This window comes from Klebsiella sp. BIGb0399 (assembly GCF_003752615.1).
Lineage (GTDB): Bacteria > Pseudomonadota > Gammaproteobacteria > Enterobacterales > Enterobacteriaceae > Klebsiella > Klebsiella lignicola.
This window is the reverse complement of record NZ_RKHT01000007.1, coordinates 628218-648199: the sequence shown is the minus strand read 5'-3', so window position 1 is coordinate 648199 and position 19982 is coordinate 628218. Positions and strand designations below refer to the sequence as shown.

Below are 19982 nucleotides of genomic sequence, written 5' to 3'. Positions count from 1 at the left end.
CGCTGAATAGAATAAAAAAGCCACACTGATAGCACCAGTAGATATATTATCTGGCGTCTCAGCAGGTTATCCGCATCAATACGGCGACTGTCTTATACAACTTCAGCCCGCCAGTGAATAAGTATGCTTTAAATCAGAATGAAAATCGCAATTAACAAACAGAACACCATGCCATAAATGACGGCACGAATGAGAGAATTACTCCAAAAGTGATAGCCATCACACTGAAACGTGACATCAGGCGCCATCCGGGCCGTTCGTCTCCCCACACGCGCAACGCCCCTTCAGCCAGTAAAAAACCAACCATTTGATATTAATACAAAAAATACAAACCCAGGACAAAAGTAGCGCAACGCTTATAAAACGAACTCTTACAGAGTATTTTATCGACAAAACGCCACTAAATAAAAATTTATAGCTAGTTGCCAGTTTTAAGGCAGAGAGATAATCTACGCACACAAAACGACACAACCCAAAACGCTGCAAATGAACGCGTTTTGTGGCGTAACAGACTTCATTTTCGAGGAGCACCCCGATGTTCTCTGCGCAGTCCCGCTTGCGTCATGCGGTAGCAGACACCTTTGCGATGGTGGTGTACTGCACCGTTGTAAACATGATGATCGAAATATTCCTCTCTGGAATGACTTTTGAGCAGTCGCTTTCCTCACGACTGGTCGCCATTCCGGTGAACATTATTATTGCGGTACCTTATGGCTTTTATCGTGACCGCGCCATGCGTCTGGCACGCCATATCAGCCCCTCAGGCTGGATGAAGAATATTGCCGATGTCGTGGCATATGTGACCTTTCAGTCACCGGTATACGTCGCGATTTTATTTGCGGTCGGTGCGGACTGGCATCAGATTGCGGCAGCAGTGAGTTCAAACATTGCGGTATCGATGATGATGGGGGCGGTTTACGGTTACTTTCTCGATTACTGCCGCCGCCTGTTCCGCGTCAGCGCGTACCAACAGATTAAGGCCTGATCCTTTCAGTTCAACGACTCAGCGACTGACCTTTGTCAGTCGCTTCCCGGATACATCCCCACCCTTGCTGCTCTGTGCTTAGCTGTGAGACAGGCTCGGCGTCACTTCGCCAAATAACCCACTGATAAAGCGCTCAAGCGCCATTCGCGAACTGAACCCGTGTGGAATACCATAATGCTGCTGCACTTCCCCGGCCAAATACAGCGGGAACTGCTCATAATGATCGCAGGTTTTGATATCCGACGCGGGCTCCGCCAGCGAATTACTGCGTTCTTTTAACGCAGGGTGAATAATTAAAGCCGTGCGTCCCATGCGCGCTTCGCGGTTCACATAGACATAATTATCACCGCGGCGATAGCCATACGCTTTTTGGGTTACCGCATCCATGGTGAAGCCGGCCTTTTCAAGAACGCGCGCCACCTCATCGGGTCTTAAATACATACTCATTCCTCATTATCTTTTACCGCACATTGAACCTTACCTTATTCAGCATTGATAACGCTTTCGGAAAATTCCAGAAACCGAACACTATCAGCATAATTCAAAATCTTGTTCTACACTTAATCACTCAACGGAATTAAGGGAGAACGCAATGGCGAACCGAGCAAACCGCAACAATATCGATGAAAGCGCTGAGGATATTCATAGCGATGTCAGCCAATTAGCGGATACGCTGGAAGAAGTGCTGAAATCATGGGGCAGCGATGCCAAAGATGAAGCAGACGCCGCGCGGAAAAAAGCACAGGCATTGCTGAAAGAGACACGTGCCCGCCTGAATGGCAATAACCGTGTGCAGCAGGCTGCCCGCGATGCCGCAGGCTGTGCCGATACCTACGTGCGGGATAAACCCTGGCAGAGTGTGGGTGCCGCCGCCGCCGTTGGGTTATTTATTGGCGTATTATTGAATTTGCGTCGATAATATAAACGATAAATGAAGATAACAAATACGCGTCCGCCCCTGCGAGCCTCTGGTCCGCAGGGGCTTTTTGTTGTCTGATTGCTTGCCATCCGATGTGGACATGATTGTCGTTACAGGGTGGTTTGGGTGAAAGTGGTTTTTAGCGTGGGCTCCGTGGACAATTCCGTTTGCTTTCGTGGAATGTTCCGTTCACGGTGAATCCAGTACTTTTCTCACGCCCTCAGCGGGTGAACGGCATGGGGGGCGTTTCGCTCGCCCCCCATGACCCCCGGCATTGCGCTGAAAACGGCCGCTGCGCGGTATGCTCCACTCCGGCTTCATCTGGCGGACCGGGCCGGACTCAACATCCCTGTCTCGACCTGCCCTCTGACGGCCGTCCAGGCCGTCAGTCCTGGATGCGCGCCTGCGTTCCCGCCCGTTTTCTTGATGCGCCTTAACCCCCGCGCTGCCATCCCGAGGCTGTCCCGTCGCAATATCATGGCTGAAGGTTTTTTCAGCGACCAAAATGCAAGCATGGAATATAGCGACATGCTGCAAGGAAGTTGGAGCGGCTAAAAACCACTTTCGGGCAAACCACCGTTTACCTGAATCCTCCTGAGCCTCAATAACCAGCGTTACCCCTAAGAAGAAAACAGCGCCTGCCTGAGCCGCCGCACCACCTCTGTCGCCATCTCCATCGACGTCACATTCGTAAAACTCACCAACAGCCCTCCCGCCCCGCGGCTTACCATTCGCCAGTCGCTTAACGCCTGGGCGGCCAGCCCGGCCTGCTGCGCTTTGCGAGCCAGCGCCCGGTCGTCACCGCTTACCGTTATCACCAGCTGAATCCCTCCCAGCTGCGGCACCACGCCAAACCCCTGCTGCTGCAGCGCCGACTCCAGCCACTGCCGACGCTGGGCGTAGCTGGCGCGCATCTTCTTCAGGTGCCGCCAGAAATGGCCCTCAAGGATAAAATCGGCCAGCGTCTGCTGCCACAGCGTCGGGACGCTACAGCTCAACATCTGCGCCTGCTCGCGAAATGCAGCCACCTGCGGCAGCGGCACCACCAGCCAGGCAGCATGCAACGCCGGGAACAGCGATTTACTGAAGGTGCCGGCATAAATCACCCGCTGCGGGGCATCGAGGCTTTTCAGCGGCGGCAGCGGCTTCCCCTGGTAGCGAAATTCACTATCGTAATCATCTTCGATGATCCAGGCATCGCGCTGTGCCGCCCAGGCCAGCAGCTGCCGGCGTCGGCTCAGCGACAACGCCACGCCCAGCGGGCTCTGATGCGCCGGCGTCAATAGCGCGAAATGGGCTTCCGGGTAGTCTTGCTGCGCCTGGGTTACATCCATCCCTTCGTCATCGACCGCCACCGGGTCGATAATCACCCCGTGGCGGGTAATCACCGGTCGAATCAACGGAAAGCCGGGGTCTTCCATCCACATATGCTGGCCGGGTTGCGCCAGAGTGCGGAGGAGCAACTGCATCGAGGCGGCGTAGCTCCCGGTCACCAGCACCTGTTCAGGCAGGCATTCAATACTGCGGGAAAGCCGCAAATAATCGGCGATCGCGCGGCGCAGGATCGCCTCCCCGCACGGATCTCCCGGCGCCAAATCAAACCGCGTTTGGGTGCGCAGCCGACGCCCCATCACCCGTGCCCACAGGCCGCGAGGAAAGAGATCCAGCGCCGGCAGCCCCATCTGAAACGGCTGCGGCGCCGTCGGTTCACTGCTGAGCGGCTCACGCGCCGGGGCTTGCTGCTGCGGGCTTAGCCTGTCGCTGACGAACGTCCCGGCCTGCCCCCGTCGCTCGAGCCAGCCCTGAGCCACCAGCTCGCCCCAGGCATTTTCCACGGTGGCCCGGGAGACGCCGAGCGCCTGGGCATACACCCGGCTGGCGGGCAGGCGGCTGCCGGGCGCCAGTTCGCCACCTTCGATCGCCGATTTAAGCTGGCGGGCAATGCGCTGATAGTGCGGTACTTTTTTGACGTCCATTATGGTCTGCTTTTTTGATTACAATATGGCTATCTTTTGCAGTCCATTATAGTGCTATTTTGCAGCGGTTCTTAATTGAGGAAAACACCATGAGCCAACTACGTCAGCCCTACAATCAACTGAGCCCGGAAGTCTATAACGGTCTGCTGCAAGCCAAGATGGCGCTGGATAAAAGCGAACTGGACAGCACCCTGGTGGAGCTGGTGTACCTGCGGGTGTCACAAATTAACGGCTGTGCCTTCTGCCTGGAAATGCACAGTAAGGCGCTGCGTCACTCCGGCGTAGCGCAGAATAAGCTGGATGCACTGGCAGGCTGGCGAGTCAGCGGGCATTTCAGCGCTGCGGAACAGGCGGCGCTGGCATGGGCGGAATCCGTGACCGATATCGCCACCAGCCATGCGGAAGATGATGTTTACCTGCCGCTGCTGGACCATTTCAGCGCGCGCCAGATCAGCGATTTGACCTTCGCCATCAGCCTGATGAACGCCTTTAACCGCCTGGCCGTCAGCATGCGTCAGTAATTTCAGAGCACACGTCCCCACCCTCGCGGGTTCCACACGCGAGGGCACCTCTTATCTAAAAACGCTATATATTGCGTGGTTGAACTTTTAGATAACTACATCTAGTATTTCCTGAACAGTTAACCGATACCGAACGTCACGCCTTTTTGCGCCGTTCTGTTATCATAAATGGAAATACGAATCATGCGCATTACTATTTACACTAAAGATGACTGCGTTCAGTGCCACGCCACCAAACGCGCGATGGAAAGCCGCGGCGTCACCTTCGAGATGGTGAATGTCGAGCATCACCCGGATGCCGCCGATATGCTGCGCGAGCAGGGTTTTCGCCAGCTGCCGGTGGTGATGGCCGGCGAAACTCAGTGGTCCGGATTCCGCCCGGATATGATTAACCGCCTGCGCCCGCAACCGGTAGCCAGCGCATGAGCCTGATCGTCTACTTCTCCAGCAGTTCCGAAAATACGCACCGGTTCGTCCAGCGTCTGGGGCTGCCCGCGGTGCGCATTCCGCTGAACGAGCGCCAGCGCATCCAGGTAGACGAGCCCTACATTCTGATTGTCCCCAGCTATGGCGGCGGCGGTACGGCGGGCGCGGTGCCCCGCCAGGCGATCCGCTTTCTCAACGATCCCCATAACCGCCAGCAGATACGCGGCGTGATTGCCGCGGGCAACCGCAACTTCGGCGATGCCTACGGCCGGGCCGGCGATGTCATCGCCCAAAAGTGTGGCGTCCCGTACCTGTATCGCTTTGAGCTGATGGGCACCCCAACCGATGTCGATAACGTGCGTAAAGGAGTGAGCGAATTTTGGCAACGACAACCGTAGAAGCGAAAACGACCGGGGCATCCGATTTCCATGCCCTCAATGCCATGCTGAATCTATACGACAGCAATGGCCGCATTCCCTTTGACAAGGACCGCCAGGCGGTGGACGCCTTTATGGCAACCCACGTGCAGCCCAATACGGTCAGCTTCGTCTCGCAGAACGACAAGCTGGAGTGGCTTATCGCCGAAGGCTATTACGATGCCAGCGTACTGGCCCGCTACGATCGCCAGTTTGTGCTGGCGCTGTTTGCCGAGGCCCAGGGTTATGGTTTCCGCTTTCAGACCTTCCTCGGCGCGTGGAAGTTTTATACCAGCTACACGCTGAAGACCTTCGACGGCAAACGCTATCTCGAACATTTCGCCGACCGGACCTGCATGGTCGCCCTGAACCTGGCGCAAGGCGATGAAAACCTCGCCCGTCAGTTGACCGAGGAGATCCTCAGCGGGCGCTTCCAGCCGGCAACGCCCACCTTCCTCAACGCCGGAAAACAGCAGCGCGGCGAGCTGGTGTCCTGCTTCCTGTTGCGTATTGAGGACAACATGGAGTCGATTGGCCGGGCGGTGAATTCAGCCCTGCAGCTCTCCAAACGCGGCGGCGGCGTGGCGTTTTTGCTCTCCAACCTGCGTGAAGCCGGCGCGCCGATTAAGCGTATTGAAAACCAGTCCTCCGGCGTGGTGCCGGTGATGAAAATGCTGGAAGATGCGTTCTCCTACGCCAATCAGCTCGGCGCTCGCCAGGGAGCCGGAGCGGTCTATCTGCACGCCCATCACCCGGATATTCTGCGTTTCCTGGATACCAAACGGGAAAACGCCGACGAAAAAATCCGCATCAAAACCTTATCCCTTGGCGTGGTGATCGCCGATATCACCTTCCAGCTGGCGAAAGAGGATGCGCAGATGGCGCTGTTCTCGCCTTATGACGTTGAGCGTCTGTACGGCAAGCCGTTTGGCGATATCGCCATCAGCGAAATGTACGCCGAGCTGGTTGCCGACGAGCGGGTCAGCAAGCGCTGGATCCGCGCCCGGGATCTGTTCCAGCGGCTGGCGGAGATCCAGTTTGAGTCTGGTTACCCGTACATCATGTTCGAAGATACCGTGAACCGGGCCAACCCGATTGCCGGGCGCATTAACATGAGCAACCTGTGCTCGGAAATTTTGCAGGTCAACACCCCGTCAACCTTTGATGAAAACCTCGATTACGCCCACGTGGGCCACGATATCTCCTGTAATCTGGGGTCGCTTAACATCGCCCACACCATGGACTCACCGGATTTCGCCCGGACCATCGCCGTCGCGGTTCGTGGCCTGACGGCGGTGTCAGATATGAGCGATATCCGTTCGGTGCCATCGGTAGCGGCGGGCAATGCCGCTTCCCATGCCATCGGTCTTGGGCAGATGAACCTGCATGGCTACCTGGCCCGGGAAGGCATCGCCTACGGCAGTCCGGAAGGGCTGGACTTTACCAACATCTATTTCTATACCGTCACCTGGCACGCGCTGCACACCTCGATGCAGATGGCCCGCGAGCGCGGTCAGCATTTTGCCGGGTTTGCCCAATCGCGCTACGCCAGCGGCGAGTACTTCGGGCAGTATCTCGAGGGCGACTGGCAGCCGAAAACCGCCACCGTCCGTCACCTGTTCGCCCGTGCCGGCATCACGCTGCCCGACCGCGCCATGTGGCAGCAGCTGCGTGACGATGTGATGCGCTATGGCATCTACAACCGCAATTTGCAGGCGGTGCCGCCAACCGGTTCAATCTCCTATATCAACCATGCGACCTCGAGCATCCACCCGATCGTCTCGAAGATAGAGATCCGCAAAGAGGGCAAAACCGGCCGGGTTTATTACCCCGCGCCGTTTATGACCAATGAAAATCTGGCGCTTTATCAGGACGCCTGGGAAATTGGCCCGCAGAAGATTATCGACACCTATGCCGAAGCGACGCGGCACGTCGACCAGGGGCTGTCGCTGACGCTCTTTTTCCCCGATACCGCCACCACGCGCGATATCAACAAAGCGCAAATCTACGCGTGGAAAAAAGGCATCAAGACGCTGTATTACATCCGCCTGCGCCAGCTGGCGCTGGAAGGCACTGAAATCGAAGGCTGCGTATCCTGCGCGCTATAAGGAGAACAGGATGACCCATTTATCGCGTATTCGCGCCATTAACTGGAACAACATCGAGGACGATAAGGACCTGGAGGTGTGGAACCGCCTGACCAGCAACTTCTGGCTGCCTGAAAAGGTGCCGCTGTCCAACGATATTCCCGCCTGGCAGGCGCTGACGGCGGTGGAGCAGCAGCTGACCATTCGCGTGTTCACCGGGCTGACGCTGCTCGATACGATCCAGAACACCACCGGCGCGCCGGCGCTGATGGCGGATGCGATCACCCCGCATGAAGAGGCGGTGCTCTCTAACATCAGCTTTATGGAAGCGGTGCATGCCCGCTCCTACAGCTCGATTTTCTCGACCTTATGCCAGACCAAAGATGTTGATGCCGCCTACGCCTGGAGCGAAGAAAGCGTTTCGCTCCAGCATAAAGCCCGCCTGATGCTCGAGTACTATCAGGCGGATAACCCGCTGAAGAAAAAAATCGCCAGCGTGTTTCTCGAATCGTTCCTCTTCTATTCCGGTTTCTGGCTGCCGATGTACTTTTCCAGCCGCGGCAAGATGACCAATACCGCCGACCTGATTCGCTTAATTATTCGCGATGAGGCGGTGCACGGGTATTACATCGGCTATAAGTACCAAAAAGGGCTGGAGAGCGTCGATGCGCAAACCCGCGAGCAGCTGAAGCAGTTCGCCCTCGACCTGCTGATGGATTTGTATGAAAACGAGCTGGCCTATACCCAGGAGCTGTACGTCGACAGCGGCTGGGGCGAGGAGGTCAACGCCTTCCTGTGCTACAACGCCAATAAAGCGCTGATGAACCTCGGCTATGAGGCGTTATTCCCGGCGGAGATGGCCGCAGTTAACCCGGCAATTCTGGCGGCCCTTTCGCCAAACGCCGATGAAAACCACGACTTTTTCTCCGGTTCCGGCTCCTCCTATGTCATGGGAAAAACCGAAGAAACCGCCGACGACGATTGGGATTTTTAACCTTTATTTCACCAGGGAATTAGCGTTTATTCCCTGGTGATCTATTTCACATAATTACCTTTCATCACACAAAATAATCCACGTGATATTTGACTGAAACATTGCCGCAATATTCAGCAGGAATCATGTGGTTTACCAATTATTATCCAGCCATCGTCAAAAAATATTACCTTTTGTGAATCAACGCTCAGCCCTTATGTCACGGGGAATTCGCGGAACTCTGCCCGCCAAATTTCAGCCTCCGCGGGACATTGAGGGTTGTCACAGAATCTGAGTATGTTAGGGTGTAAAAAGGTCATCATCTCCATCAGGTACTATATTGATATAATACAAATAACAGGAAACTCTTTATTGCATGGCAATTAAATTAGAAATTAAGAATCTCTATAAGATATTTGGCGAGCACCCACAGCGAGCGTTCAAATATATTGAAAAAGGATTTACCAAAGAGCAACTACTGGAAAAAACGGGACTTTCGCTTGGCGTAAAAGACGCCAGTCTGACCATTGAAGAAGGCGAGATATTCGTCATCATGGGGCTTTCCGGCTCAGGAAAATCCACCATGGTTCGCCTTCTCAATCGCCTGATTGAACCTACCCGCGGACAGGTGCTGATTGACGGCGTCGATATCGCCAAAATCTCAGAAGCCGAACTTCGCGAGGTGCGCAGAAAAAAGATCGCTATGGTATTTCAGTCATTTGCGCTGATGCCGCACATGACGGTTCTGGACAATGCCGCCTTCGGCATGGAGCTGGCCGGGGTTCCAACCCAGCAACGCCAGCAGAACGCGCTGGACGCGCTGCGCCAGGTCGGTCTGGAAAACTATGCTCACGCCTACCCGGATGAACTGTCCGGCGGGATGCGCCAGCGCGTCGGTCTCGCCCGCGCCCTGGCTATCAACCCCGATATACTATTAATGGATGAAGCCTTCTCGGCTCTCGACCCATTAATTCGTACTGAAATGCAGGATGAGCTGACAAAATTACAGGCGAAACATCAACGTACCGTGGTCTTTATTTCCCACGATCTTGATGAGGCTATGCGCATTGGCGATCGTATTGCCATCATGCAAAATGGCGAAGTGATTCAGGTCGGTACCCCGGATGAAATTCTCAATAATCCTGCCAATGATTATGTGAAAACCTTCTTCCGTGGCGTCGATATTAGCCAGGTATTTAGCGCCAAAGATATTGCACGTCGTAGCCCCGTCGGCTTAATTCGTAAAACGCCGGGCATCGGTCCTCGCTCTGCAATGAAATTATTGCAGGACCAGGACCGTGAATATGGTTATGTGATTGAACGCGGTAATAAGTTTGTCGGCATTGTCTCTATTGATTCACTGAAATCCGCATTGAGCGAAGGTCAGGGAATTGACGCGGCGTTACTCGAATCCCCGCAGGCGGTGGATGCACAAACGTCGCTGAGCGACCTGCTCTCCCACGTCGGCCAGGCACCGTGCGCGGTTCCGGTGGTGGATGAAGGGCAACAGTACATCGGCATTATTTCGAAAGGAATGTTGCTGAAAGCTTTAGATCGCGAGGGGGCAAACAATGGCTGATCAATCGAATCCGTGGGACACCACACCGGCGGCGGACAGCGCCGCACAATCTGCCGATGCCTGGGGCACGCCGGCAGCCGCACCGACCGATGGCGGCGGTGCAGACTGGCTCAATAGCGCACCCGCACCGCAGCCGGAACACTTTAATATTATGGACCCGTTCCACCATACCCTGATCCCGCTCGACAGCTGGGTCACCCACGGGATTGACTGGATCGTGGTCCACTTCCGCCCGGTATTCCAGGGCATCCGCGTACCGGTGGACTATATCCTCAGCGCCTTCCAGCAACTGCTGTTAGGGATGCCGGCACCGGTAGCCATCGTGCTGTTCGCCCTGATCGCCTGGCAAATCTCCAGCGTCGGCATGGGCGTGGCAACGCTGATTTCCCTGGTGGCGATCGGCGCTATCGGTGCCTGGTCGCAGGCCATGGTAACGCTGGCGCTGGTTCTGACCGCCCTGCTGTTCTGTATGCTGATAGGACTCCCGTTGGGGATCTGGCTGGCGCGCAGCCCGCGGGCTGCCAAAATTATCCGCCCCATGCTGGATGCCATGCAGACCACGCCGGCGTTTGTCTACCTGGTGCCGATTGTCATGCTGTTCGGTATCGGCAACGTGCCGGGAGTGGTGGTGACGATTATCTTCGCCCTGCCGCCGATCGTCCGTTTGACGATCCTCGGGATTAACCAGGTGCCTGCCGACCTGATTGAAGCGTCACGCTCGTTCGGTGCCAGCCCGCGCCAGCTGCTGTTCAAGGTCCAGCTGCCGCTGGCCATGCCGACCATTATGGCCGGGGTTAACCAGACCCTGATGCTGGCGCTGTCGATGGTGGTTATCGCCTCGATGATCGCCGTCGGGGGCCTGGGCCAGATGGTACTGCGCGGGATCGGCCGTCTTGATATGGGACTGGCGAGCGTCGGCGGCGTTGGGATCGTCATTCTGGCGATTATTCTCGACCGCCTGACCCAGGCCGTAGGCCGCGATTCCCGTAGCCGGGGCAACCGCCGCTGGTACGCGACCGGTCCTCTGGGGCTGATTACTCGTCCTTTCCGTCAGTAACTTCTGATTGAACTTCTCATTGCCCGGCCGTATCACGCCGGCCGGGCCTGCAGTTTTCCTCTCTTTAAATAAGGAATAACGATGCGACATAACACGATTATTACTACCGCACTTGCCACTCTGCTTGCCACCAGCGCCGCCTGGGCGGCCGACCTGCCGGGGAAAGGCATCACCGTTAAACCGATCCAGAGCACCATTTCGGAAGAGACCTTCCAGACGCTGTTAGTCAGCCGTGCCCTGGAAAAACTGGGCTACACCGTCGATAAGCCGAGCGAAGTTGACTATAACGTTGGCTACACCTCACTTGCCTCCGGGGATGCGACCTTTACCGCCGTTAACTGGCAGCCGCTGCATGACGACATGTACGCCGCCGCTGGCGGTGACAAAAGCTTCTATCGCGAAGGCGTGTATGTGAACGGTGCGGCACAGGGCTACCTGATCGATAAAAAGACCGCCGAGCAGTACCACATCAAATCTATCGATCAGCTCAAAGACCCGAAAATCGCCAAACTGTTTGATACCAACGGCGATGGCAAAGCCGATCTCACCGGCTGTACTCCTGGCTGGGGCTGCGAAGCGGTGATCAACCACCAGATTGATGCCTATGGTCTGAGCAAGACGGTGGTACACAATCAGGGGAACTACGCGGCGATGATGGCCGACACCATCGCCCGCTATAAAGAAGGGAAACCGGTCATCTACTACACCTGGACGCCGTACTGGGTCAGCGACGTGCTGAAACCGGGTAAAGATGTGGTCTGGCTGCAGGTGCCGTTCTCTTCCCTGCCGGGCGTGCAGAAAAATATCGACACCAAGCTGGCGAACGGTGCCAACTACGGCTTCCCGGTCAGCACCATGCATATCGTAGCCAATAAAGCCTGGGCTGAGAAAAACCCGGCGGCGGCGAAACTGTTCAGCATCATGAAGCTGCCGATTAGCGACATTAACGCCGAAAACGCGATGATGCATGAAGGTCACTCGTCAGAAGCCGATATCCAGGGTCACGTTGACGGCTGGATCAAAGCCCACCAGCAGCAGTTTGACGGCTGGGTAAAAGAAGCGCTGGCAGCGCAGAAGTAATCACGATCCTGACCCGGAGCGCCACACGCGCTTCGGGTCTGTCGTCACGTCACGCGATTGCCCCCGCCCATCAAGGTATATACCCCAAAAAATTCGCGTTGAGCCGAATAACGGGTACAGCCAACACCCAAACAACTTGAAGGATGAAGGGTATAAATGCACCCAGCTCTCTGCTAAGGTAGTCCGACCTGTTCAATCATGTGACATTCACGTGAGTTATCAATAAATAACGCTAAATGGAAAAACCCGCCGCAGTGACGCCCGCCTCCACGGCCAGCGAAGCCACGCTTTCTGAAGGGATTAAAGACAGCCTGCCGATCGTGATCAGCTATATTCCTGTCGCTTTTGCCTTTGGTCTGAATGCCACCCGACTCGGCTTTACGCCGCTGGAAAGCCTGTTCTTTTCCTGCATTATCTACGCTGGCGCCAGCCAGTTTGTCATCACCGCAATGATTGCCGCCGGCAGTTCGCTCTGGGTGGCCGCCCTTACCGTGATGGCGATGGATGTGCGCCATGTCCTGTACGGTCCTTCTCTGCGTAGCCGCATTCACCGCGCGCTCGATAAGCGCAAAACCGCGCTTTGGGCCTTTGGTCTGACGGATGAGGTTTTCGCCGCCGCCACCGCGAAGCTGGTGCGCGACAACCGTCGCTGGAGCGAAAACTGGATGCTGGGGATCGCCTTCACCTCCTGGATATCCTGGGTATTCGGCACGCTGCTCGGGGCTTACTCCGGTAGCGGCCTGCTGGCTGGTTATCCGGCGGTAGAAGCGGCGCTCGGCTTTATGCTCCCGGCGCTGTTTTTGAGCTTCCTGCTCGCCTCCTTCCAGCGCAAACAGTCCCTCAGCGTGCTGGCGGCACTGGTGGGTGCGATGGGCGGCATTATTCTGTTTTCTATTCCGGCGGCTATCCTCGCCGGGATCGTCTGCGGCTGTCTGGTCGCGCTGATTCAGGCCAGTATTCAGGGGATGCCCGATGAACAGTGACGTCCTGATTATCGGCATCGTGGTCGGCTGCGTGAACTATCTGTTCCGCTACCTGCCCCTACGCCTGCGGGCGAATAACACACGGCCTACGCGCCGTGGTCCGGTCAGCGTCCTGCTCGATACCATCGGTATCGCCTCTATCTGCGCCCTGCTGGTCGTCTCCAGCGTCCCGGAGATCCTCAGCGACGCCCGGCGGTTGCTGCCGACCCTGGTGGGATTTGCGGTGCTGGGGCTGGCGTTCTGGAAGACGCGAAGCATCATTTTTCCGACGCTGCTCAGCGCGTTAGCCTACGGAATAGCATGGAAAATCACGACGTTGATCTGAGTTTAACGTATCAATTTTAGTCAATAATTCATTTGATTTATTTGTCACAATAGTTATTATATCGGCTGTAATTAATGAGGTCATACCCTAATGGATAGTTCGTTTACTCCCATTGAGCAAATGCTCAAGTTCCGCGCCAGCCGCCACGAAGATTTCCCCTTCCAGGAGATTTTACTCACTCGCCTCTGCATGCACATGCAAGGTAAGTTGTTGGAAAATCGTAATAAGATGCTGAAAGCGCAGGGAATTAACGAGACATTATTTATGGCGTTGATAACCCTTGAGTCTCAGGAAAACCACAGCATTCAGCCTTCCGAGCTGAGCTGTGCGCTGGGTTCTTCACGTACCAACGCCACGCGTATTGCCGATGAACTGGAAAAGCGCGGCTGGATTGAACGCCGTGAAAGCGATAACGATCGCCGCTGCCTGCATCTGCAACTGACCGATAAAGGTCATCAGTTTTTACGCGAAGTCTTACCGCCGCAGCACAACTGCCTGCATCAGCTCTGGTCTTCTTTAAGCACCAGCGAGAAAGATCAGCTCGAACACATCACCCGCAAACTGTTAGGTCGCCTTGACCAGATGGAAGAGGATGGCGTGGTTGCGGAGTCACTGCGCTAAGCGCGGGAACCGCTCAAAAATTTTTCTGGATTGACAAGGAAAAACAGACAGGCCAGCAGATTATCTGCTGGCCTGTCTGATAAACAGGTCGGCTCAGCCGATGTGAAATAATAAGATCGTGGAGAATAACATGAGCGCAAATGCGGAGAGCCCAATCCCGCAGCAACCGAACAGCAAGAAAGGCAAGCGCAAGGGTGCCCTTTTATTGCTGACATTGCTCTTTATTATTGTTGCCGTGGCATACGGTATTTATTGGTTTTTGGTACTGCGTCATTATGAAGAAACCGATGATGCATACGTGGCAGGGAACCAGGTTCAAATCATGGCGCAGGTGTCCGGCAGCGTGACGAAAGTCTGGGCCGACAACACCGATTTCGTGCAAAAAGGCGATACCCTGGTCACCCTTGACCAGACCGACGCCCAACAAGCCTTTGAAAAAGCGCAAACTCAGCTGGCCGCCAGCGTGCGTCAGACCCGCCAGCAGATGATCAACAGCAAGCAGCTACAGGCCAGTATCGACGTTAAGAAAACCGCGCTGTCTCAGGCACAGGCTGACCTTAACCGTCGAATCCCGCTGGGCGCCGCCAACCTGATTGGCCGTGAAGAGCTGCAGCACTCCCGCGATACCGTCGCCAGCGCACAAGCTGAACTGGACGTCGCTATCCAGCAATTCAACGCCAACCAGGCCATCGTACTGGGCACCCGCCTGGAACAGCAGCCTGCGGTTCTCCAGGCGGCAACTGACGTCCGTAACGCCTGGCTTGCGCTGCAACGTACACAGATCGTCAGCCCTATCAGCGGTTATGTTTCTCGTCGTTCCGTACAGCCGGGGGCGCAAATCAGCCCGACTACGCCGCTGATGGCCGTAGTACCTGCGACCAATCTGTGGATCGACGCTAACTTTAAAGAGACCCAGCTGGCGCATATGCGCATCGGCCAGCAAGCCACCGTCATCAGCGACATCTATGGCGATGACGTGAAATACACCGGCAAGGTCATCGGGCTGGATATGGGCACCGGTAGCGCGTTCTCACTGCTGCCGGCGCAGAACGCCACCGGGAACTGGATCAAAGTCGTCCAGCGTCTGCCGGTACGTATCGAGCTGGATGCCAAACAGCTGGCGGAACACCCGCTGCGCATTGGTCTCTCCACGCTGGTTGAGGTCAACACCACCGACCGCGGCGGCGAGATGCTGTCGAACCAGACCCGTAAATCTCCGGTTTATGAAAGTAACGCCCGTGAAATCGGCCTGGCGCCGGTGAACAAACTGATCGACGGTATCATCCAGGCGAACGCGGGATAATTCGGGGTGAGCGTAATGCAACAGCAAAAACCGCTGGAAGGCGCGCAACTGGTCATCATGACCATTGCGCTGTCGCTTGCGACCTTCATGCAGGTGCTGGACTCCACCATCGCCAACGTGGCAATTCCAACCATTGCCGGTAATCTCGGTTCATCGTTGAGCCAGGGAACCTGGGTGATTACCTCGTTCGGGGTGGCGAACGCGATCTCCATTCCGATCACCGGCTGGCTGGCCAAGCGCGTCGGGGAAGTAAAGCTGTTCATGTGGTCTACGGTGGCATTTGCTATCGCCTCCTGGGCCTGCGGGATGTCCAACAGCCTGTCGATGCTGATTTTCTTTCGCGTTATTCAGGGGATCGTCGCCGGTCCGCTGATTCCGCTTTCGCAAAGTCTGCTGCTCAGCAACTACCCGCCGGCAAAACGCTCCATTGCGCTGGCGCTGTGGTCGATGACGGTGATCGTCGCGCCAATCTGCGGGCCGATTCTCGGCGGCTACATCAGCGATAACTACCACTGGGGCTGGATATTCTTTATCAACGTCCCGATTGGCGTCGCGGTGGTCGTCATGACGCTGCAGACGCTGCGTAGCCGCGAAACCAGAACCGAACAGCGGCGGATTGACGGCGTGGGTCTGGCGCTGCTGGTGATTGGTATCGGTAGCCTGCAGGTGATGCTCGACCGCGGCAAGGAGCTGGACTGGTTCGCCTCAAACGAGATTATCATTCTGACGATTGTGGCGGTGGTCGCCATCAGCTTCCTGATTGTCTGGGAGCTGACCGACGACAACCCGATAGTGGATCTCTCGCTCTTTAAATCGCGAAACTTCACCATCGGCTGCCTGTGTATCAGTCTCGCCTACATGCTCTACTTCGGCGCCATCGTGCTGCTGCCGCAGCTGCTGCAGGAGGTCTACGGTTATACCGCCACCTGGGCAGGGCTGGCCTCCGCGCCGGTAGGGATTATCCCGGTCATCCTGTCGCCGATTATCGGCCGCTTCGCCCATAAGCTGGATATGCGCCGGCTGGTGACCTTCAGCTTTATCATGTACGCAGTCTGCTTCTACTGGCGCGCGTGGACCTTCGAGCCCGGGATGGACTTCGGCGCATCGGCCTGGCCGCAGTTTATCCAGGGCTTTGCGGTGGCCTGCTTCTTTATGCCACTGACCACCATCACGTTGTCCGGCCTGCCGCCGGAGCGGCTGGCGGCGGCATCGAGCCTGTCGAACTTCACCCGTACGCTGGCGGGGTCAATCGGAACCTCGATCACCACCACCATGTGGACCAACCGCGAGGCGCTGCACCATGCGCAGCTTACCGAATCGGTGACGCCATATAACCCCAACGCCCAGCAGATGTACGATCAGCTGCAGGGACTTGGGTTAAGCCAACAGCAGGCATCGGGCTGGATAGCCCAACAGATCACCAACCAGGGGCTGATTATTTCCGCCAACGAAATTTTCTGGTTCTCGGCGGCGATCTTTATCCTCCTGCTCGGTCTGGTGTGGTTTGCGAAACCGCCGTTTAGCGCCGGCGGCGGCGGTGGTGGCGCGCATTAGCGGCCAACATCTGTCATCAAAAGGGATCTGCGGATCCCTTTTTTTATGGCGCGCGATAAAGCCACATTGTCCAGTTCTCGCTAGTTTCTGTCCGCTTTGATAAAGCGCCCTTCCCGGTGTTTCTGCAGGATAAAGAACCGACACAAGGAGAGCATCATGCTGACAAACCCTGGCGAAAAATATCGTCCCTGGCCGCCGATTTCCCTGCCTGACCGCCGCTGGCCGGACAACCCCATCACCCGCCCGCCGCGCTGGCTGTCCACCGACCTGCGCGACGGCAACCAGGCGCTGGCCGAACCGATGGACGGCGCCCGCAAACTGCAGTTCTGGAATCTGCTGCTGGAGTGCGGATTTAAAGAAATTGAAGTGGCGTTTCCGTCGGCTTCGCAGACCGATTTCAACTTCGTCCGCCAGCTGATCGACGAACAACGTATTCCGCAGGATGTCACGATCCAGGTCCTGACCCAGGCGCGTGAAGACCTGATCCTGCGGACCTTTGAATCGCTGCGCGGCGCCCATCGCGCCACCGTCCATCTGTATAACGCCACCGCGCCGCTGTTCCGCAAGCTGGTATTTGGCATGGATAAAGCGCAGGTGGTGGCCCTCGCCACCCGTGCCACCCGCCTGATCCGCGAGCAGTGCGAAGCGCAGCCGGACACCCGCTGGCAATATGAATATTCGCCGGAAACCTTCTGCTTTACCGAAGCCGACTTTGCGCTGGAAATCTGTGAAGCGGTGGCGGATATCTGGCAGCCCTGCGCGGAACGGCCGATGATCATCAACCTGCCCGCCACCGTCGAGGTCAATACCCCGAACGTTTACGCCGACCAGATCGAGTATTTCTGCCGCCACTTCTCCCGTCGCGCCGAGGTCTGCATCAGCGTTCATCCCCATAACGACCGCGGGACCGGCGTTGCCAGCGCCGAGCTGGCGGTGATGGCGGGGGCGGACCGCGTCGAAGGCTGTCTGTTCGGTAACGGCGAGCGCACCGGTAACGTCTGCCTGGTCACGCTGGCGATGAATCTCTACAGCCAGGGCATTGCCCCGCAGCTTAGCTTCCCGGAGATGAACCGGGTGGTGGAAGTGGTCGAGCATTGTAATCAGCTGCCGGTGCATCCGCGCCATCCGTGGGCCGGCAGTCTCGCCTACACCGCCTTCTCCGGTTCGCATCAGGACGCCATTAAGAAAGGATTCGATGCCCGTAAACCCGGCGAGCACTGGGAAATGCCCTACCTGCCCGTCGATCCGCAGGACATTGGCTGTAGCTATGAAGCGGTTATCCGCGTCAACAGCCAGTCCGGCAAGAGCGGCAGCGCCTGGCTGATCGAACAGAATCACGGGCTGAAGCTGCCCCGGGCGTTACAGCAAGATTTCAGCCTCCACGTGCAGCAGGAAACCGATAGCCACGGTAAAGAGATGACCCAGAATGCGCTGTGGCAGCTGTTCCGCTCCCGTTACGGGCTGCTCGAGGGATCGCCGCTGATGCTGCTGGACTATCAAAGCGACAGCCAGCAGGACGGCCAGCTTTCCTTACAGGCTACGCTGCGGGTCAATGGCGAGACGCGACGGCTTCAGGGGCGCGGCAACGGCCTGCTCTCTGCCGCCGCCAGCGGCCTCAGCGCGTTGCTGAAGCAACCGTTCGTGATCAAGGATTACCATGAGCATACCCTCGGCGAACGCAGCGACAGCCGTTCGGTGGCCTATATCCGCTGCATCTTCCCCAACGGCGTCAGCCGCTGGGGCGTGGGCATCGATAATGACGTGGCGCGCGCCTCACTACAGGCGTTGTGCAATGCGCTCAGCGCAGGCGATCACGCCGGCGGGCGGAAATAGTCGCTGGGGGCGACGCCCATTACCCGACGAAACATGGCGCTGAAGGCACTGTGGCTGCCATAGCCCAGATCCAGCGCCACGCGTAACACCGACTGCCCCTGCGCCAGGCGAACCAGCGCTTCCATTAGCTTCGCCCGGCGCACCCATTCACTCCAGGTCAGCGTGGTCTGCTGCTGAAAGTGGCGGTTCAGCGTTCGTTCGCTCATGTTGCTCTCTTTCGCCGCCTGCTGGCTGCTCCAGGCTTCCCCCGGCATCTCGCGGACCTTCTGACACAAACGGCGCAGGGCCTCGCTCTGAGGCTCCACGAGGCCAAACGGCAGCACCGTCATGCCGCGGATCTCATCGAGAATTAATTCATATATCCGTTCGTCACGGCTGCCGGGTTCATAACGCTCGCCCAGCGCCAGCGAACTGACGATCAGTTCACGCAGCAGCGGGGTGATCTGCACGATCTGGCACGTGGACGGGAGATCGGCTCGCGCCAGGGGATCGATAAACAGCGTTCGGGCCGCGACTTTACCGGTGATCCGCAACGCATGGGGCGTCCCCGCCGGTAGCCAGACGCCGCGTCCGGGCGGTACCACCCAGTAGCCCACCGGCGTATCGACTCGTACCACGCCGCAGAGGATATGCAGCAGCTGGGCGCAGTCATGCTGATGCCACGGTTCGCTATCGCCGTGGGCGTAATCATGGGCAAACGGCACCAGAGCGCGGTGCTGAAAAGAGAAGGTTGAGGTCGTCGACATGGATGGCGGCGCAGGAATAGCGGCCCGGCGAAGAACGCCGGACCGACACAGAAGCACTAGATATGCAGTTCTTGCAGTGTTTCTTTCGGCAGAGCCAGGTCATCGTTGCTGTTGATGCGCACGTCGCGCTCGATGATATGACGCGCAATGTCCTGAGCTTCTTCCAGCGAGTGCATGGTATAGGTGCCGCACTGGTAAACGTTCAGTTCAGGAATTTGATTCTGCTCTTTAACTTTCAGCACGTCGGCCATCGCCGCTTTCCAGGCATCCGCTACGCGCTGCTCGTCTGGTGTACCGATCAGGCTCATATAGAAGCCGGTGCGGCAGCCCATCGGAGAGATATCGATAATTTCCACACCATTGCCGTTCAGGTGATCGCGCATGAAGCCCGCGAACAGGTGCTCAAGAGTATGGATCCCTCTTTCCGGCATAACTTCCTGGTTTGGCACGCAGAAACGCAGGTCGAAAACGGTAATTTCATCGCCGTGTGGCGTGTTCATTTTCTTCGCAACGCGCACCGCCGGTGCTTCCATGCGGGTATGGTCGACTGTGAAACTATCTAACAACGGCATTCTTCACCTCCGATAGTGATTTTTTT

20 protein-coding genes are annotated in these 19982 nt (G+C 57.0%); 16 read left to right on the top strand and 4 right to left on the bottom strand.

Features of this window, described 5'->3' with window-relative positions:
- Positions 1 to 535 precede the first annotated feature (535 nt).
- Positions 536 to 985, top strand: coding sequence for an L-alanine exporter AlaE (gene alaE / locus EDF82_RS17755; RefSeq protein ID WP_123756828.1), 450 nt, complete (start codon positions 536 to 538; stop codon positions 983 to 985).
- Positions 986 to 1063: 78 nt separating this feature from the next.
- Here alaE and EDF82_RS17750 read toward each other — a convergent pair whose 3' ends face one another.
- Positions 1064 to 1426, bottom strand: a complete 363-nt coding sequence (locus EDF82_RS17750; protein WP_123756827.1) for a DUF2002 family protein — start codon at positions 1424 to 1426, stop codon at positions 1064 to 1066.
- Between the two features lie 151 nt (positions 1427 to 1577).
- Between EDF82_RS17750 and EDF82_RS17745 the strand changes: the two genes are divergently transcribed.
- Positions 1578 to 1904, top strand: a complete 327-nt coding sequence (locus EDF82_RS17745; RefSeq protein WP_123756826.1) for a DUF883 family protein — start codon at positions 1578 to 1580, stop codon at positions 1902 to 1904.
- Positions 1905 to 2524: 620 nt separating this feature from the next.
- Here EDF82_RS17745 and EDF82_RS17735 read toward each other — a convergent pair.
- The gene (locus EDF82_RS17735; RefSeq protein WP_123756824.1) at positions 2525 to 3880 is read right to left on the bottom strand and encodes a PLP-dependent aminotransferase family protein; all 1356 of its coding nucleotides are present in this window, start codon (positions 3878 to 3880) and stop codon (positions 2525 to 2527) included.
- Between the two features lie 89 nt (positions 3881 to 3969).
- Here EDF82_RS17735 and EDF82_RS17730 point away from each other — a divergent pair, with 89 nt between their 5' ends.
- From EDF82_RS17730 to leuA, 14 genes are all read left to right on the top strand, one after another.
- The gene (locus EDF82_RS17730; RefSeq protein ID WP_123756823.1) at positions 3970 to 4401 is read left to right on the top strand and encodes a carboxymuconolactone decarboxylase family protein; all 432 of its coding nucleotides are present in this window, start codon (positions 3970 to 3972) and stop codon (positions 4399 to 4401) included.
- 183 nt (positions 4402 to 4584) lie between these two features.
- Positions 4585 to 4827, top strand: a complete 243-nt coding sequence (gene nrdH, locus EDF82_RS17725) for a glutaredoxin-like protein NrdH (RefSeq protein WP_123756822.1) — start codon at positions 4585 to 4587, stop codon at positions 4825 to 4827.
- Entirely contained in the window at positions 4824 to 5225 is a 402-nt protein-coding gene (gene nrdI, locus EDF82_RS17720) for a class Ib ribonucleoside-diphosphate reductase assembly flavoprotein NrdI (RefSeq protein ID WP_123756821.1), read from the top strand. Before nrdH ends, nrdI begins: the two co-directional genes overlap by 4 nt.
- Positions 5207 to 7351: a class 1b ribonucleoside-diphosphate reductase subunit alpha gene (gene nrdE / locus EDF82_RS17715; RefSeq protein ID WP_123756820.1), complete on the top strand. Its 2145-nt coding sequence runs from the start codon at positions 5207 to 5209 to the stop codon at positions 7349 to 7351. The genes nrdI and nrdE overlap by 19 nt, the downstream gene beginning before the upstream one ends.
- 10 nt (positions 7352 to 7361) lie before the next feature.
- Positions 7362 to 8324 carry a class 1b ribonucleoside-diphosphate reductase subunit beta gene (nrdF, locus tag EDF82_RS17710; RefSeq protein WP_123756819.1) on the top strand — a complete coding sequence of 321 codons (963 nt, stop codon included), beginning with the start codon at positions 7362 to 7364 and terminating at the stop codon, positions 8322 to 8324.
- 355 nt (positions 8325 to 8679) lie between these two features.
- Positions 8680 to 9882 (top strand): glycine betaine/L-proline ABC transporter ATP-binding protein ProV, encoded by a 1203-nt coding sequence (gene proV / locus EDF82_RS17705; RefSeq protein ID WP_123756818.1) that lies wholly within the window; start codon positions 8680 to 8682, stop codon positions 9880 to 9882.
- Positions 9875 to 10939: a glycine betaine/L-proline ABC transporter permease ProW gene (gene proW, locus EDF82_RS17700; protein ID WP_123756817.1), complete on the top strand. Its 1065-nt coding sequence runs from the start codon at positions 9875 to 9877 to the stop codon at positions 10937 to 10939. Before proV ends, proW begins: the two co-directional genes overlap by 8 nt.
- An 81-nt stretch (positions 10940 to 11020) precedes the next feature.
- Positions 11021 to 12019, top strand: coding sequence for a glycine betaine/L-proline ABC transporter substrate-binding protein ProX (gene proX, locus EDF82_RS17695; protein ID WP_123756816.1), 999 nt, complete (start codon positions 11021 to 11023; stop codon positions 12017 to 12019).
- Positions 12020 to 12255: 236 nt separating this feature from the next.
- The gene (locus tag EDF82_RS17690) at positions 12256 to 13002 is read left to right on the top strand and encodes an AzlC family ABC transporter permease (protein WP_123756815.1); all 747 of its coding nucleotides are present in this window, start codon (positions 12256 to 12258) and stop codon (positions 13000 to 13002) included.
- The gene (ygaH, locus tag EDF82_RS17685) at positions 12992 to 13327 is read left to right on the top strand and encodes an L-valine transporter subunit YgaH (protein ID WP_123756814.1); all 336 of its coding nucleotides are present in this window, start codon (positions 12992 to 12994) and stop codon (positions 13325 to 13327) included. The genes EDF82_RS17690 and ygaH overlap by 11 nt, the downstream gene beginning before the upstream one ends.
- Positions 13328 to 13417: 90 nt before the next feature.
- Positions 13418 to 13948, top strand: a complete 531-nt coding sequence (gene mprA, locus EDF82_RS17680; RefSeq protein WP_123756813.1) for a transcriptional repressor MprA — start codon at positions 13418 to 13420, stop codon at positions 13946 to 13948.
- Between the two features lie 130 nt (positions 13949 to 14078).
- Positions 14079 to 15251: a multidrug efflux MFS transporter periplasmic adaptor subunit EmrA gene (emrA, locus tag EDF82_RS17675; RefSeq protein WP_123756812.1), complete on the top strand. Its 1173-nt coding sequence runs from the start codon at positions 14079 to 14081 to the stop codon at positions 15249 to 15251.
- A 15-nt stretch (positions 15252 to 15266) separates the two neighbouring features.
- Complete coding sequence (emrB, locus tag EDF82_RS17670) at positions 15267 to 16805, top strand: multidrug efflux MFS transporter permease subunit EmrB (RefSeq protein ID WP_123756811.1); 1539 nt, start codon at positions 15267 to 15269, stop codon at positions 16803 to 16805.
- A gap of 156 nt (positions 16806 to 16961) precedes the next feature.
- Positions 16962 to 18638: a 2-isopropylmalate synthase gene (gene leuA / locus EDF82_RS17665; protein WP_123756810.1), complete on the top strand. Its 1677-nt coding sequence runs from the start codon at positions 16962 to 16964 to the stop codon at positions 18636 to 18638.
- Here leuA and EDF82_RS17660 read toward each other — a convergent pair.
- Together EDF82_RS17660 and luxS are read right to left on the bottom strand one after the other, a co-directional pair.
- Positions 18617 to 19384 carry a helix-turn-helix transcriptional regulator gene (locus EDF82_RS17660; protein WP_123756809.1) on the bottom strand — a complete coding sequence of 256 codons (768 nt, stop codon included), beginning with the start codon at positions 19382 to 19384 and terminating at the stop codon, positions 18617 to 18619. The two genes, leuA and EDF82_RS17660, sit on opposite strands and share 22 nt — an antisense overlap.
- Before the next feature lie 56 nt (positions 19385 to 19440).
- A complete protein-coding gene (gene luxS, locus EDF82_RS17655) occupies positions 19441 to 19956 on the bottom strand; it encodes an S-ribosylhomocysteine lyase (RefSeq protein WP_123756808.1) in 516 nt (171 codons plus the stop codon).
- Positions 19957 to 19982: the final 26 nt, after the last annotated feature.